This is a genomic window from Thermodesulfomicrobium thermophilum DSM 16697 (genome assembly GCF_059568695.1).
The window spans coordinates 74,670-90,700 of the sequence record NZ_JCANTW010000018.1; the positions used below are offsets into that span (position 1 = coordinate 74,670).

The 16,031-nt window shown below is 65.0% G+C and carries 14 protein-coding genes; 4 read left to right on the top strand and 10 right to left on the bottom strand.

From position 1 onward, the window contains the following. Positions 1–10: 10 nt before the first annotated feature. From BR00_RS11175 to BR00_RS11185, 3 genes are all read left to right on the top strand, one after another. Positions 11–994, top strand: coding sequence for a hypothetical protein (locus BR00_RS11175; RefSeq protein WP_496477677.1), 984 nt, complete (start codon positions 11–13; stop codon positions 992–994). A gap of 1,366 nt (positions 995–2,360) precedes the next feature. Further along, positions 2,361–2,870, top strand: a complete 510-nt coding sequence (locus BR00_RS11180; protein ID WP_496477734.1) for a molybdopterin dinucleotide binding domain-containing protein — start codon at positions 2,361–2,363, stop codon at positions 2,868–2,870. Positions 2,871–2,929: 59 nt separating this feature from the next. Further along, entirely contained in the window at positions 2,930–4,537 is a 1,608-nt protein-coding gene (locus BR00_RS11185) for an FmdE family protein (protein WP_496477678.1), read from the top strand. A gap of 99 nt (positions 4,538–4,636) precedes the next feature. Here BR00_RS11185 and BR00_RS11190 read toward each other — a convergent pair whose 3' ends face one another. The 10 genes from BR00_RS11190 to BR00_RS11235 all read right to left on the bottom strand — a co-directional run bounded on the left by BR00_RS11190 (position 4,637) and on the right by BR00_RS11235 (position 14,663). Then, positions 4,637–6,664, bottom strand: a complete 2,028-nt coding sequence (locus BR00_RS11190) for a methyl-accepting chemotaxis protein (RefSeq protein WP_496477679.1) — start codon at positions 6,662–6,664, stop codon at positions 4,637–4,639. Between the two features lie 168 nt (positions 6,665–6,832). After that, positions 6,833–8,023: a sensor histidine kinase gene (locus tag BR00_RS11195; RefSeq protein WP_496477680.1), complete on the bottom strand. Its 1,191-nt coding sequence runs from the start codon at positions 8,021–8,023 to the stop codon at positions 6,833–6,835. Beyond that, complete coding sequence (locus BR00_RS11200) at positions 8,020–8,391, bottom strand: response regulator (RefSeq protein ID WP_496477681.1); 372 nt, start codon at positions 8,389–8,391, stop codon at positions 8,020–8,022. Before BR00_RS11200 ends, BR00_RS11195 begins: the two co-directional genes overlap by 4 nt. A 70-nt stretch (positions 8,392–8,461) precedes the next feature. Beyond that, entirely contained in the window at positions 8,462–9,148 is a 687-nt protein-coding gene (locus tag BR00_RS11205; protein WP_496477682.1) for a DUF554 domain-containing protein, read from the bottom strand. Further along, the gene (locus BR00_RS11210; RefSeq protein ID WP_496477683.1) at positions 9,148–10,479 is read right to left on the bottom strand and encodes an N-acetylmuramoyl-L-alanine amidase; all 1,332 of its coding nucleotides are present in this window, start codon (positions 10,477–10,479) and stop codon (positions 9,148–9,150) included. The genes BR00_RS11205 and BR00_RS11210 overlap by 1 nt, the downstream gene beginning before the upstream one ends. Further along, positions 10,476–12,287, bottom strand: a complete 1,812-nt coding sequence (gene glmS / locus BR00_RS11215) for a glutamine--fructose-6-phosphate transaminase (isomerizing) (protein WP_496477684.1) — start codon at positions 12,285–12,287, stop codon at positions 10,476–10,478. The genes BR00_RS11210 and glmS overlap by 4 nt, the downstream gene beginning before the upstream one ends. Before the next feature lie 5 nt (positions 12,288–12,292). Then, on the bottom strand, positions 12,293–12,913 hold the full coding sequence (gene rdgB, locus BR00_RS11220; RefSeq protein ID WP_496477685.1) for an RdgB/HAM1 family non-canonical purine NTP pyrophosphatase: 621 nt from the start codon (positions 12,911–12,913) through the stop codon (positions 12,293–12,295). Then, positions 12,913–13,728 carry a HesA/MoeB/ThiF family protein gene (locus tag BR00_RS11225; RefSeq protein ID WP_496477686.1) on the bottom strand — a complete coding sequence of 272 codons (816 nt, stop codon included), beginning with the start codon at positions 13,726–13,728 and terminating at the stop codon, positions 12,913–12,915. Before BR00_RS11225 ends, rdgB begins: the two co-directional genes overlap by 1 nt. A 2-nt stretch (positions 13,729–13,730) precedes the next feature. Then, positions 13,731–13,955, bottom strand: a complete 225-nt coding sequence (locus BR00_RS11230) for a MoaD/ThiS family protein (protein ID WP_496477687.1) — start codon at positions 13,953–13,955, stop codon at positions 13,731–13,733. A gap of 3 nt (positions 13,956–13,958) precedes the next feature. Continuing rightward, positions 13,959–14,663 carry a molybdopterin-guanine dinucleotide biosynthesis protein MobB gene (locus BR00_RS11235; RefSeq protein WP_496477688.1) on the bottom strand — a complete coding sequence of 235 codons (705 nt, stop codon included), beginning with the start codon at positions 14,661–14,663 and terminating at the stop codon, positions 13,959–13,961. 112 nt (positions 14,664–14,775) lie between these two features. Between BR00_RS11235 and hisS the strand changes: the two genes are divergently transcribed. Further along, the gene (hisS, locus tag BR00_RS11240) at positions 14,776–16,023 is read left to right on the top strand and encodes a histidine--tRNA ligase (RefSeq protein ID WP_496477689.1); all 1,248 of its coding nucleotides are present in this window, start codon (positions 14,776–14,778) and stop codon (positions 16,021–16,023) included. Positions 16,024–16,031: the final 8 nt, after the last annotated feature.

Below are 16,031 nucleotides of genomic sequence, written 5' to 3' on the forward strand. Positions count from 1 at the left end.
GGCCGCCGCCATGGATGCCGCGCTGTGCCCCAAGGGATTTGCGGGCATCCAGACCCTCTACGACCCCTACCGCATCGTCAAAGTCCTCAAGCGCGCAGGCAAGCGCGGAGAAAACAAATGGATCAGCATCCCCTTCGACCAGGCCATCAAGGAGGTCGTCTTCGGAGGAAACCTTTTTGGCGAAGGGCACGTGGAGGGCATTGCCGATCTGGCCGCCTTGCGGGATCCTGCGGTCCACAAGGCCTTGGCCGAGGATGCCAAGAATGTGGCTGCCAAAAAGATGACCCTGGAAGAATTCCAGGCCAAGCATGCCGACAACCTCAAGTATCTTATCGATCCCCAACACCCGGACCTCGGCCCCAAAAACAATCAGATTTGCTACTACTGGGGACGCCAAAAGGGTGGACGCGGCGAGTTCATCAGCCGCTTTTTCCGCGATGGTCTCGGCACCACCAATACCCACGGGCACACCACCGTCTGCCAGGGGTCGCTCTACTTCACCTGCAAGGCCATGAGCGACCAGTTTGTCGAAGGGAAATTCACCGATGGCAGCAAGTTCTATTGGCAGGCAGACACGGGCAACGCCGAGTTCCTCCTCTTCGTGGGCGCAAGCCCCTATGAGGCCAACTACGGCCCACCCATGCGCGCCGGCAAGATCACCCAAGGCATGGTGGACAAAGGCCGCAAGATCGCCGTGGTGGACCCCCGCTGCTCCAAGACTGCAGGACGGGCGTGGAAATGGCTTCCCGTAGCCCCTGAGGCGGTCGGTGCCCTGGGGCAGGCCCATGATCCGCTGGATCATCGAAAACGAACGCTACGATGCCCGCTATCTGGCCAATGCCAACAAAGCCGCAGCCAAGGCCAGCGGAGAGCCCACCTGGACGCAGGCCTGCTGGCTGGTACTCATGAACGACGACGGGACTCCTGGCCGGTTCCTGCGGGCTTCGGACCTGGGCCGCCCCAAAGAGATACGGCCATCGAGCAAACACCCTGAGCAGACGAGGGAGTTCGACGCCTTCGTCACCCTTCAAGGCTCTGAGCCCCGATTCTTCGACCCCAATAGCGAGACCGATCCCGTCACCGGTGATCTCTTGGTGGACGCCGAGATCGCCGGCAAAAAGGTCAAAAGCGTCCTGCAGATCTCCAAAGAAACGGCCTTCTCCCGCACCCTTTCCCAATGGGCGGAAATCTGCGGACTGCCGGAAGCGGATATCGCCGAAGTCGCCCGGGAATTCACCAGCCACGGCAAGCGCGCCGCAGCGGACATCCACCGCGGCGCCTCGCAGCACACCATCGGCTTCTACAACGTCCTCACCTGGATGACCGTCAACGTCCTCATCGGCAATCACGACTGGACCGGGGGGATGATCAAGGTCGCCACCTACAACACTACGGGCTCCAAAGAAGGCATGCCCTATCCCGTGACCAAGGGGCCCAAGCTCTCGCCCTGGGGCATCTCCATCATCCGCCACGGAGTCGCCTACGACAAGACCACCCTCTTTGCCGGCTACCCTTCCAAACGGGTTTGGTATCCCTTTGCCAGCGACATCTACCAGGAAGTCATTCCCAGCGCGGGAGACATGTACCCCTACCAGATCAAGTGCCTCTTTCTCTACATGGGCACGCCGGTGTACGCCCTGCCCGCAGGTCACGCCCTGGTGGAAATCCTCAAGGACCCCAAGAAGATTCCGCTCTTCATCGCCTCAGACATCACCGTAGTCGAGACCAGCATGTACGCGGACTATATCTTCCCGGACCTCACCTACCTGGAGCGTTGGGAGTTTTCCGGCTCCCATCCATCCATGAGCTGCAAAGTAGCCCCCATCCGCCAGCCAGCAGCCGCCCCCATGACGGAGACGGTGACGGTATACGGAGAGAAGATGCCGCTATGCCTGGAATCCACCCTTCTCGCCATGGCCGAGGCCCTCAAACTCCCCAACTTCGGCCCCAACGCTTGGGGAGAAGGCAAGCACTTCACTCGCATGGAAGACCTCTACCTGCGCATGGTGGCCAACGTCGCCTTTGGGGAAAAGGCCGATGGCTCGGACAAGGTGCCTGCAGCCTCTGCGGAAGAGGAACGCCTCTTTCTTGCCGCCCGCAGCCACCTGCCAGAGACCGTTTTCCATCCCGAGCGCTGGAAGGCCATCGTCGGCCCAGAACTATGGCCCCATGTGATCACCGTCCTCAACCGCGGCGGCCGATTCCAGGAATACGCCAAAGCGTACAAAGGCGATCAAGTGGCCAACAAATATGGCAAAATGGTCGGAATCTACATGGAGAAGCTAGCACTCACCAAATACTCCATGACCGGCAAGCCCTACGTGCCCCATGCCTTCTGGATGCCGAATCCGGTGGATTGCATGGGTAATGTCCTGGAAGACGCCAAAAATGGATTCCCATTCACCCTCATCACCTATAAGACCATCTCCCAAACCAAGAGCCGCACCATCCCCGACTATTGGCTGGACGCCATCCTTCCCGAAGGCTTCGTGGAAATGGCGGCAGAAGACGCCGCCCGTCTCGGGCTCAAAAACGGGGACGAGGTCATGCTCATCTCGCCCACCAATCCCAACGGTGTTTGGGACTTGGGCCATGGCCGCACCAAACCCATGCGAGGTAAAGTCAAAGTGGTACAGGGTCTGCGCCCAGGCGTCGTGGCCTTCCCCTTGGGTTTTGGCCACTGGGCCAATGGTGCCGGGGACATGGTCATCGACGGGGTCTCCATCGCCGGAGATCCCCGCCGCGCCCGAGGTTTCCATGGCAATGCCGCCATGCGCGTGGACCCGGTGCTCGGCAATACCGGCCTGGTGGATCCTGTAGGGGCCAGCGCGGTCTTCTACCAAAGCCGGGTCAAGGTGGTCCGCGCCTGAAGCGTACTTCGCAATGCACCACCGGAGGGGCGTTGCCCCTCCTTTTTTTGAGGCACCCCATGCACATCGGACCGTACTCCTTCGACGAATTCAAGGCCATGGCCGCGGCCTTCCACGGCTATCCCGCGCCCGGGCTGCTCATTGGCGGCTACATGGTGGAACGGGCCAAGGCCGCACTCCCCGAGGGCACCCTGTTCGAGGCCATCGTGGAGACCAAAAAATGCCTGCCCGACGCCGTGCAGCTGCTTACCCTCTGCAGCACCGGCAACGGCTGGATGAAGGTCATCAACCTCGGCCGCTATGCCGTCACCCTGTATGACAAGTACACCGGCGTCGGCACCCGGGTTCACGTCCACGTGCCTGCCCTCGATGCGTGGCCCCACATCCGCGGCTGGTTTCTCAAGCAAACCCCCAAGGCGCAGCAGGACACCGAGGCGCTCTTCCGCGAGATCGAAGCCGCTGGAGACAGTATTCTCATGCAGCAGCCCGTGACCGTGCCCAAGCGCTTCCTGGGGCACCGCTCCATGTCCGCCATCGCCATCTGCCCGGTGTGCGCCGAGGCCTATCCCGCCAATGACGGGGCAGTGTGCCGCGGCTGCCAGGGCGAAGCCCCGTATCTGGAGGCCGGTCCGGAGACCGTCCAGCTCCAGGCCGTGCCCCTGGCCGAGGCCGTGGGCAAACGGGTGCTCCACGACATGACCCAGATCATCCCTGGAAAGGTCAAAGGCCCGGCGTTTCGTGCCGGCCAAGAGATTACCGCCGGCGATATCTGTCGGCTGCAGCAGATGGGGCGGATGCATGTGTACGTGGAGGAGAGCGCCCCTGCCGCAGCGGTCCACGAAAACGAGGCGGTCCGCGCCTTTGCCGCCCGCATGGCAGGCCCTGGGGTACGCGTCAGCGATGCGCCCAAGGAAGGCCGGCTGGATTTCTTCGCCAGCCATCCCGGGCTCCTCTGGGTGGACCGGCAACGGCTGGTGGCCTTCAACCTCGTGCCCCAGGTGATGTGCGCCACCCGCCAAAGCGGCAGCGTGGTCGAGGCAGGCCGCATCCTCGGCGGTACCCGGGCCATCCCCTTGTATCTCTCCCGCGACCTCTTCCAGCGCGCCCTGGCGGCCTTGGGGGAAGGGCCGCTGCTTGCCGTCCATCCCCTGCGTCCGGCGCGCGTGGGCATCCTCGTCACCGGCACCGAGGTTTTCCAATGCCTCATCGAGGACCGCTTTGCCCCCATCGTGCGCGGCAAAGTCGAAGCCCTGGGCTCGCACGTGGTGGCCGTGCGCTTTGCCCCGGACCAAAGGACGGCCATCGCCGCAGCCGTGGCCGAGCTTGTGGACGCTGGCGCAGATCTCATCATCACCACCGCCGGGCTATCCGTGGACCCCGACGACGTCACCTTGCCGGGGCTGATGGACGCGGGGCTCACTGACGTCCTGCACGGGGCGCCACTGCTCCCCGGGGCCATGACCTTGATCGGCCGTGTGGGAGACGTTCAAGTCCTTGGGGTCCCTGCCTGCGCCCTGTTCTTCAAGACCACCAGCCTGGACGTGCTGCTCCCCCGGCTTCTGGCGGGCGTTCCCATCACCCGCCAGGATCTGGCGCAGATGGCCGAAGGCGGCATCTGCCTCGGGTGCGACATCTGCACCTACCCCAAGTGCCCCTTTGCCAAGTAGTCCCAGGCACGCCGACACCCGCGCCAACGTTACAGTCCACAAACGGCAAACGCCCCCCAAACGGGGGGCGCGTTGCATTGTGGCTCTGATACAGCGCCGCTATGCCTGGCGCATCTGCGCCACCAGAGTTTGCAGTTCCTGAGCCGCCCGCGCCAGTTCGCTCACTGCCTCCGCGGCCTGGGTCATGGCCCGGGCCGTCTCCTCGGCCACCTGCTGCATTTCGGTGGTGGCGCGATGGATTTCCTCGCTGGAGGCGCTCTGCTCTTCCGCCGCCGTGGCAATGGCGCGGATCTGATCCGAGGTGTCCTGGGCCCGGGCCACGATGCCCTCCAGGGCCTTGCGGGAGTCCTCCGCCCGGCTCATGGCCGCAGCCACGGCAGCGGCGGTTTCCTCCATGCGACCCACGTTTTCCCGGGTCTTGGCCTGAATGGCGCTGATGGCCGCGCCCACTTCCTTGGTGGCGGCCATGGTCTTTTCCGCCAGCTTGCGCACCTCGTCCGCCACCACGGCAAAGCCGCGGCCCGCATCACCAGCACGGGCGGCTTCGATGGCGGCGTTGAGGGCAAGGAGATTGGTCTGGTCCGCAATATCGGCAATGACATCCACCACCCGGCCGATGCCCTCGGCTTGGGTGCCCAGTTCGGCAAGGCTCGTCTTCATGGCCTGGGCCAAGCCGTCCACAGTGCCCACGGCCTTTTGCAGCAAGTCCACCCCTTCCTGGCCCGTGCCGGCGATACTGCGCGCCTCTTCCGCCGAAGAGGCCGCCCGCGAGGCGTTCTGCGCCACTTCCAAGACCGAGGCGTTCATCTGCTCCATGGCCGTGAACACCTGGCGTGCGCGGTCACGCTGCACCTCGGCCCCGCGGCTGGACTGCTCCACCTGGGCCGCCAGCTCCTGGGAAGCGGACCCCAACCGATCCACGAGCATGCTGATATGCGCTGCGGCCTCCAGCATCCCTTCGCGGCGGGCGGCCTCGGCCTCGGCCTGCGCCTCCTGGGCCAGACGCATGGCTTCTTCCGCCTGCCGGGCCTGGGCTTCGGCCCGAGCGGTCTGCTCCTGTGCGGCCTGTATCTGGGCGCGCAGCTGCTCCAGCATGCGGCGCAAGGCATCGGCCAAGATGCCGATCTCATCATCCCGGCGCACGCCCAACTCCCGTCCCATCTCTCCTTGGCTCACCGCCACGGCGAAGCTCGTGGCCTCGCCCAAAGGCCGGGTGAGGGTGCGGGCAAACCAGGCCCCCACACCAAGCATGGCCAAGGCCACTCCCAACGTTGCCAAGAACATGGCCCGCTCCATGCCTGCCCGAGCCTGCAGAACGACGTCCCGCGGCTGGCCGATGAACCACATACCCACGATCTTACCGTGAGGATCACGGATGGGCCAGTAGGCGGTCTCGTACTCTTTGCCGAGGATGGTATTGCGGGCAAGAAAGATCTCACCGCGAGTGATGACCGTCTCGAGCACCTTGGGATTGTCCATCTTGGTGCCGATGGCGCGTTTGCCGTCACGCACGATGGTGGTCATGACCCGGGTGTCGTTTTGAAACACCGTGGCTTCCAGGCCGGTCAGCGCCTTGATGCCGTCCACGAAGGCCTCGGCGGTAAGATTCATCCCCACGGTCACGCACCCCACGATGCGACCATCAAGGCGCACGGGGGCACCGGCGCGCAGCGAAAACGCCACCACGTTCCCCGGCTCCACGCCGGCGCTCACCTCGCCCTGCAGCGCCCGTTCCACGTTGACCTGCCCGGCGACGCTGTCGCCGCGCTTGTCCGAATGGGCGCGGGCCACCACCACCCCTTGGGCATTGGCCACGGTGATGACCTCCGCCCCCATGCTCCGCATGGCCGGCATCACGATGGCGCGCACCGCCGCGGCATCGCCGGCGGCCACGGCAGCGGCCAAGTCCGGACGACCGGCCAAGAGTTCGGCCTCCTCCCGGTGTGTTTGCAGCAAATCCTCGATGCGTTGGTTCACGGTGCGCTGGAACGAGGCGATGGACTGCACCATGATGTCGTCCAAGGCCTCATTGGCCAGCCGGTCCGTGACCACAAAAATACTGACACCGGTCACCAGCACGGCGACCCCCATCATGGCCATGATCTTGGCGAACAAACGAATCCGCATCCGCGTCCTCCTGTCTCGCTTCTACTGCACCGCGATATTGCCCAAGCGGTGCATCCCGTGGATTAGAATGCAGACAGCGTTAGCTCAAAACGACACGATTCGTCCATAGGCCCGACCACCCGGCCCGACCACCCGGTAGCATCTCGCCCGCGCCAGGGATGCCGACAGCTACCTCCGGCAGGGGAACTCCAGCACGAAGCACGCGCCCTGGGGCACGGCTTCCACCCAGAGACGGCCCCCCAAAGCGTGGGTGGCCAAGGCATGGGCGATGGCAAGGCCAAGGCCCGGATGCCGCGCCCCTGGGGTGGTGGAGAAAAACGGCTCGAAAATGCGGGAAAGGAGCTCTGCCGGAATCCCACGGCCCGAGTCGCAGCAGCGCAGCACCACCCGGCCGGAAGGAGTAAAATCCGCTGCAATCGTAATGGATTGCCCCGAAGGCAGTCCGCAAAGCCCGTGATCGAGGCTGTTGCGCACCAGTTGCAAAAGGATTTGCATGATGGCCCCCGGAGGCACCCGCACCCAGAGCGGGGCCGCGCAGCGCACCTCCAGATGGTGGCCGGCGGCCTCCACCTGCGGGGCAAGGCTCAAGGCCATTTGCGTGAGATACGTGGAAAGCTCCACGTCCACCGGGTCTTCCCGCTGTTGATCCGCCGCCAGCTTGCCCAGACTTTCCACGACGCTGGCGGCCTGACGCAAACTGGCGACCAAGGTCTCGCCCGTGTCGGCCAAGAGGCGCAGGCCCCGGTCCAGCTCCGAGCGGGAAAGGCTCCCGCGCTGCAAGTCCGCCGCAAGGATCCGACTGCGTTCCGCCATGAGGCTCGCCGCCGTGAGCCCGACGCCGAGAGGCGTGTTCACCGCATGGGCCACCCCAGCCACCAAATCCCCCACCGCGGCCATCTTGGCTGCAGCAATGGCCTCTTCCTGGGCGCAGCGCAGCTGCTGCAGCGATGCTTCCAGCTCGGCTTGGTACTGCCGATTTTGGCGGATCAGGCGCCGGCGCTCCAGGGCGCGCTCCACGGCATGAAGCAGCATGCCCATGTCCGCCACCGGCTTGATGAGATAGTCCCACGCCCCAACGCGCAAGGCGGCGATGACGTCCGCCGCTTCTCCAGCGGCAGAGACCACCACCACCGCGGCATCGGGGTCGTGCCGGACGATGCGCTGCACAAGACCCAGGCCATCAAGGCGCGGCATGCGCAGATCCACCAGGCTCACGTCCGGCGCAAAGGCCACAAAGCGCTCCCAACCGGCCTCGCCGTCCGGGGCTTCGTCCACGGTAAAGCCGTGGTCTCCCAGGCTCATGGCAACAGCGGCCCGCAGCAAGGGCTCGTCGTCCACCACCAAGACCCGCGCGCTCACGGCTGCACCCCCAGACGCTCCAGGGCAACACGCAGCATCTCCAAGTCCGGCACAGGCTTGAGGAAGACCTGTTCTTCCGAGATCCCCAAAAAAGCCTCCTCTTCCCCCAGCGCAAAATCCAGGGAACCGGTGTGTACCACAAAACGTATCCGCGGAAACCGGGCCGCCAAGGCTCGCATGCAGCCAACACCGTCTTGGCCGGGCAGGCGGATGTCCATGATCACCGCATCCACGGCATCCAAACCGTCCATGGCCAAGACCTCTTCCGCGGAGGCCGCGGTGCGCACCTGAAAGCCCAGGTCCTGAAAATAGCCCTGCAGGCTCTGCCGGATGGCGGGCTCATCATCCACGATCAGGAGCGTTCCCATCAACCATCCTCCTCTCTCCAAACGCGCCCGGCCCACGTCTCCCGACGCCCCATACGATGTCCCGAGGGCGTCACCCCGCCCACAACGTAATCGGTACAACCACCACCAAGGCTGGAAGCAGGCTCGCCAGGCGCACACGCACCACGCCCAAAAGCGAAAGCCCGATGCCCGCAATGAGCACCCCACCGGTTCCCGTAATCTGCGCCATGAGCATGGGGGAGACCATATCCTGCACCGCACTTGCCGCAAGCGCGATGCCGCCCTGATAGAGGAGCACCGGCAGCGCAGAAAACGCCACCCCCAGGCCATATGTCGAAGCAAGCGCAATGGAAGAAAACCCATCGAGCAGACTCTTCGTGGCCAAGACCGTCCCGTCTCCGCGCAGCCCCTCGTCCAGAGACCCCACGATGGCCATGGCGCCCACGCAAAAAAGCAGCGAGGCGCTCACCAAGCCGTCCGTAAACTGGGCATTGGAAGAACGGACCAGGCGTTTGACTCCGTTCCCAAGGGATTCCAGCCCTTCTTCCAGCCGCAAGAGTTCGCCGACAATGCCGCCCACCAGGACACTCAACGCCACAAAGAGACCGTTTTGCGCCTGCAGAGCCATTTGGATGCCGATGATGAGCACGCACAGTCCAAGGCCCTGAAACACAACGGTACGAATGCGTTCCGGCAATTTGCCATGAAGCAGTAAACCGATAAGCGAGCCGAGGATAATGGCCCCGGCATTGAGCACCACACCAGTTGGAAAATGCATCAGGATCCCCCGCCCGTCTTTCCTTGGGCGAATCGCTCCAATTGTTTTGTATACGCCACTACACCTTGGGCCAGCGATTGGGCCATGGTCCGCAAATAGGCATCACTTGCCAGACGCCGCGCCTCCTCGGCATGGGTGATATATCCCAATTCCACTAAAACCGCAGGCATGCGCACCCCGGTGAGGACGTAGAAGAATGCACCGCGCGCGCCATGATCTTGAAGACCGAACTTTCTTCCCGCCAAGCTCATCACTTGTTTTTGCACCACACGAGCCAATGTCTTGGATTCATCAATCTTGGAATGCAGCAAGAGATCCGAGAGAATGAGCTGCATATCGCTGATCTTTTTCTCCGACACGCCATTTTCTCGTGCAGCCACCCGAATGGCCTGTTTGTCCGTGGCCAAGTCGAGATAGTAGAGTTCAAATCCCTGAACGGATGTGTCCGTATGGGCATTGCAATGAATGGAAAGGAAGAGATCGCCCTTGGCGGCATTGGCAAGGCGGGTGCGTTTGTCCAAGGAAAGGTAGGCATCTTTGGTGCGGGTGTAGACCACCCGGAACCCGTGGTCTTCCAGGAGCGGGCCGAGAATCCGGGCCATACGCAGGTTGATGTCCTTTTCCCGCAGGCCATGCGCCATGGCCCCGGGATCCTTGCCACCGTGGCCGGCGTCGATCACCACCGTGCGCACCGTGAGCCCGAGCTGCTCTACCAGGCTTCCTGCCTGTTTTTTTTGCTTTTTCGTGACAGATCGAGGAGAAGATTTCGCCGAGGGGCCACCTTTTGAAGACGACGAAGACGCGGCCTTGGACGAGAAGGTAGGCGGCGAAGTCTTGGGCGCGGTTCCGCCCAAGCGGGCAAGCTCACGCCGGGCCTGGGGCACCATGTCCCCTTGGGGAAACTGCACGATCAGGTGTTCCAAGACGCTGCGGGCTGCGCCCACATCTCCGACCTTGGCCAAAAGCAGGGCCTGGTTCAGGGCGGCGTCATCGGCCAGGCGATGGGTCGGCGCCCGAGAGACCACCTGGCCGTAGGCATCGGCCGCCCGGCGGGCGTCCATGGCGAGGTGCGACCGCCGGGCGATCTCCTCCCAGGCTCGGGCCGCGTACCACAAGGCCTTGACCCGCTCGTCCGCCGACGGCGCGCTTTCTCCCAGGCGCCGAAAACGCTCTGAGAGGGCGATCCACAGGTCACGGCGGTTGGCACGCACCGCGTCTTGAGAGAGCGCCTGAAAATCCTGCACGGCGTCCCCATACGAGCCTGCAGCCAGCGCCGGGGGTGCGGCCGCCAGCCACACCACCACGACGAAGATCCATCGGTAGGCCATCATTCCACCGTCACGCTTTTGGCGAGATTTCGGGGTTGGTCCACGTCACAGCCAAGATACACGGCCACCTCGTAGGCAAAAAGTTGCAAAGCCGGCAAGACCATGAACGCCCCCAACGGCGCGGGGACCTCGGGCACGGCCCAGACATGGGCGGCCGGAACCTCCACCCCGGGATTGGTGATGGCGAGGATACGCCCGCCCCGGGCCGCCACTTCCTGAAGGTTGGAGCGCATCTTGGGCAAAAGTTCGTCACGCAGGCACACCGCCACGGTGGGAAACTCAGAATCCACCAAGGCGATGGGGCCATGCTTCATCTCGCCGGCGGCGTAGCCTTCGGCGTGGATATAGGAAATCTCCTTGAGCTTGAGGGCCCCTTCCAAGGCCAAGGGAAACATGGGTCCACGGCCCAAATAAAAGCAGCCCCGGGCCGCGGCGTACTCCCGGGCCAGACTCTGGGCCTCGTGGCGCAGCCCCGGCAAGGTCGCCTCCAAGATCTCCGGCAACGCCGAAAGGCCATGCAGGATGGCTTCCCGCTGGGAGGCGGCAAGGCGCTCCCTCCCCCAGTAGAGGGCAAGGAGGAGGAGCACCAGCATCTGCGAGGTCATGGCCTTGGTGGAGGCCACGCTGATCTCCGGGCCGGCCTGGGTGTAGAGGACGCGCTGCGCCTCCCGGGCAATGGACGACCCCACCACGTTGCAGACGCCGAGCACCGTGGCGCCGGCCTGCCGGGCCATGCGCAGGGCGGCCAGGGTGTCGGCGGTCTCACCCGACTGGCTGATGACCAGCACCGTATCCGAAGGCCGCACCACAAAGCCGCCGTAGCGGAACTCCGAGGCCACTTCCACCTGGGTGGGGATGTTCGCCATGGACTCCATGAGATACCGGCCCCACAACCCCGCATGCCAGGAGGTACCGCAGGCCACCACAACCAGCCGCTCAGGCCGGGCGAGCCCTTCCAACTCCGGCAGCACTACGCTCCCGCCCCGCACCCGGCCGGCCACGGCGTCGCGCACCACCCGCGGCTGTTCCAGGATCTCCTTGAGCATGAAATGCTTGAACCCACCCTTCTGCGCGGCCTGCACGTCCCAGGAGATGCACGTCACGGCCTTGTCCCGAGGCGCCAAGGTGCGGGCGTCGAACACCGTCCACGCATCCGGACGCATCTCCACCACGTCGCCGTCGTCCAAAAAGACCACGTCCCGGGTAAAGGGCAAGAATGCCGGGATGTCCGAGGCCACGAAGTGTTCGCCCACGCCCACGCCCAGCACCAAGGGGCTGGCCTGGCGTCCGGCCCACACCACCCCCGGGCTCTCGCGGTCGATGAGGGCAAAGGCATACGCCCCTTCCACCCGGGCAAGGGCCGCGGCAATGCCCCGGCGCACGTCGCCAAAGGCCGTAACTTCCCGGGCCAGAAGCTGCACCAGCACCTCGGTGTCCGTATCCGAGACGAAGAGCACTTTTTGGGCCTGCAGTTCCGCCTTGAGCTCGGCGTAATTTTCGATGATGCCGTTATGCACCAAAGCGAACCGGCCCGAGGCGTCCTGATGGGGATGGGCATTGCGCACCACGGGCAGACCATGGGTGGCCCAGCGCGTATGTCCGATGCCGAAGAGGGCGAGCGAACAGTCCTGGCCTTCCAAGCAGGCGTCCAGGGCCGCGAGCTTGCCCTCGGCGCGCAGCACCCGCAGGCAGCGTCCTTCCACGAAGGCCAGCCCCGCGGAGTCGTAGCCGCGGTATTCCAGCCGCCGCAGCCCGTCCATGATCACCGGCACCGCCGGCCGGTGTCCGGTATATCCAATAATGCCGCACATGACGTTTATCCTTGGGTTTCGCGCAGGAGCCGTTCCACCGCGGCCCATTGCCGCGCCAAGTCCTGCAGGGCGGCGCCGCGGTGGCTGCGCTGATTTTTGAGGGAGAGGGGGAGCTCGGCCGCGCTTTGCGCAAGCTCCGGGTCCCAAAAGATCGGGTCATATCCAAAGCCGCCGCTTCCTTGCGGGGCAAACAGCACCCGGCCGTGCCACGTCCCCCGGGCAATGACCTCGCGGCCCTGGGGATCGGCCGCCACCAACACGCACTCGAAACGGCAGCCCCGCGCTTCCTCAGGCACTTCCACCATGGCGGCAAGAAGCTTGGCCACGTTGTCGGCGTCCGAAGCCTTTTCCCCGGCGTAGCGCGCGGAATGGATGCCCGGGGCGCCGCCCAGGGCGTCCACGCACAGGCCCGAGTCATCGGCCAAGGCGACCTTGCCCGTGGCCTTGGCCACGGTGTGGGCCTTGATGCGGGCATTGGCCACGAAAGAATCTCCGGTTTCCGGAATGTCCGCAGTCAGCCCCACGTCGTTCAAGCCCAAAACCACGAGCCCCGGCAGGCAAGACTGCAAAAACGCCGCCATCTCCCGCACCTTGCCGGGATTTCCTGTGGCCAAGATGAGTTCCATTATTCGTCCTCGCTCATGTGATAGATGGAAAATGCCCACGTGCCGAGGTCCGCGTGCAGGACCTTGCCCGCGAGCTCCAATCGGGAAGTCGTGAGATACTGCACCGCCTCTGCGGCTTGGAGGCTCGCCGCCATGGCGACCGCCGGAGCGAGGCTCCCGAGCTGCCCTTCCGCATCCGCAGCAGAAGGGTCGGCCCACAAAAGCGAAATCCCCGGTTTGCCCGGCAGTTGGGAGCCCACCACCACGGTCCAGCCGGCGACCGCCGCCGCCACCACCGGCACCGAAGCCGCGGCGCAGGCGGCGTGCACCACCAAACGGGCGTCCACGCCGCCCAGACAGTCGAGCACCACATCCACACCGCCAAGGAGCGCTGCAGCATTGCCGGCGTCCACGAACACCGCCCGGGCGTCCACGACGCACCACGGGGCGATACGCGCCAGGCGCTCCTGGGCCACCTGGGCCTTGGACCGGCCCAGGGTCGCGGGTTCGGCCAAAAGCTGGCGGTTCATGTTGGTCTCTTCGAAGGCGTCGCCGTCCACCACCCGCAAAAACCCCACGCCCATGCGCGCCAAAAGCTCGATGACGTAGCCGCCAAGCCCGCCGGCACCCACCACCGCCACTCGGGCCCGGGCCAGGCGCTCCTGCGCCGCCCCATCGATGCTGTGGGCCGAGCGCACCCACGGGGCCGGGGTGACGCCGCAGGCCAAGGCGTCCAGGGGGCCTGCGCCCAGGTCCGCAAGGTCTGCCATGGCGATGGTCGATATACCCCGCCGAGGATCGCGACGCGCCCGGGCGAGAATGGCCGCTGCGTCCATGGCTAGCCCCCACCCACGGCCGGAAAGAGCCGCACCTCGTCACCATCGGCGAGCACGGTCTCCACGGCGGTGTGACGGTTGTTGCGGAACACCAGCTTGACTTCGCTTTCCGGAATTCCCAGCGCGGCCAAAAGATCGAGCACGCGGGCGCCTTCCGGAAGCTCCACGACCCCCGCAGACGGGGCAAAACGCGCAAGGGTGGCGAAACATTTGATCGCGATGCGCATGATCTACTCCATCTCGATGCGTACCGGCTGACCCGGCACATACCCTTTGAGTTCCGAAAGCAGTCCCCGCAGCGTGGCTTGCACCAAACGCTCCACAAAGGGGCCCAAGGCCAGATCCCGGCCGCCGCAGCGCACCCGCACGGCAGGGGCCTGCGCCACGCACTCCCGCGGCCGTGCCTGCCCCGCCACGATGGCCTGGGCAAGCGCGGCACAGGAATCCTTGCCGCAAGCGCCGCAATCGAGCCCGGCCAAGGCAAAGCCGCGCTCCAATACCCAGTCGGCCACCACGGCCACATCCTGGGTGGCGGCAAGTCCAGCCACAGGCGCAGGGCCAAAGACCCCGAGCTCCCGGCCGGTCACCAAGGCAGCCGGGTCTTCGCCACGTCCAGGGGCCACCAGAATGCGCGGCAGCCAGCCCCACTCCTTGCCGCCCTCCACGAGCAGCACCTGGGCATCCAGCAGGGACACAAGGTCGTGGGGAGAGCGCTCCGCTCCCCACCATACGACGCTCCGCCCGGGGGCCGCCCCCGCCACCACGCTGCACACCTCGGCAAGCTGCGCAGTATCGCTCCCCGGCACATCGAGCCCGTGGTGCGAATGCTTCACCGCGCCCACCCGCAGGCCGCGACGGGAAAGTTCTTGGGCCAGAGCCACGGCCAATGTGGTCTTGCCCGACTTTTTCCATCCTACCAAGGCAACGGCGCGCATGGCATCCTCCTTTTTGACAATGTCGGCGTCGTGCACTAGCAAAGGTCGCTTTCCTCAACGCTGATCGTGTGGAAACGCACGAGCTGTCTTTCCTTCAAGGTGTGGCCCCGATATGTCAAGAATCCAGAAAATCAAAGGCTTTTCCGACCTCTTTCCACCCGAGAGCACGGTCTTTACCCATATGGAAACCGTGGCCCGTGAGGTCTTCGGCGCCTACGGGTGCAGAGAAGTCCGCGTGCCCATCCTGGAACGCACCGAGCTCTTTGCCCGCTCCATCGGTGAAGAAACCGACGTGGTCCAAAAGGAGATGTACACCTTTGCCGACCGCAAAGGCCGATCCCTCACCCTGCGCCCCGAGGCCACGGCCGGGGTGCTCCGGGCCTTCATCGAAGACGGCGGCACCGAAGGCGTGACCAAGCTTTTCACCTGCGGGCCCATGTTCCGCTACGAGCGCCCGCAAAAAGGCCGCATGCGCCAATTCCACCAATTGGACGTGGAAGTCTTGGGCGCCAGCGCCCCCCAGGCCGACGCGGAAGTCATCCTCATGCTCTGGACCTTTCTCGAACGTCTGGGCATCCAGTCCTTGACCTTGGAGCTCAATTCCCTGGGCTGCCCCCAGTGCCGGCCGACCTTCCATCAGGCCCTGCGGGACTTCCTTGACGCTGTCGACGCCGCCGCCCTGTGCGAAGATTGCCGGCGCCGCACCACCACCAACCCGCTGCGCGTGCTCGACTGCAAGGTCCCCGGCTGCCGGGAGGTCACCGCCGCAGCCCCGCGCATCGCCGACCACCTCTGCCCGGAATGCGCGGCCCACTTCGCGCGCGTGCGCGCCATCCTCGACGCCGCAGCCACGCCCTACACCATCAACCACCGCCTCGTGCGCGGCCTGGACTACTATCAGCGCACCACCTTCGAGGTCCTTTCCGGAGATATCGGGGCCCAAAGCGCTGTGGCCGGCGGCGGCCGCTACGACGGCCTGGTGGCGGCCCTCGGAGGGCCGGCGGTGCCGGGCATCGGCTTTGCCTGCGGCATGGAGCGGCTTGCCCTGCTGCTGCCCCCCCTTGCGGACCAGGCCATGGACTTTTACCTCGCGGTCTTGGACGAAACCGCCTTGGATACGGCCCTGATTTTGGGACAAACCCTGCGTCGCCACGGATTTCGCGGCGAAACCGCCTTCGAGGCCAAAAGCCCCAAGGCCCATCTGCGCCAGGCCAACAAGCTGGGAGTGAAGACCTGCCTGCTCTTGGGAGGCGATGAAATGGCCCGCGGGGTCATCGTGGTGAAGGACATGGCCACCGGGGTCCAGACCACGGTGGCCCAAGACGATCTCGCCCAGGCGCTCGGTTTTCGGGCAGCCTGACATCATAT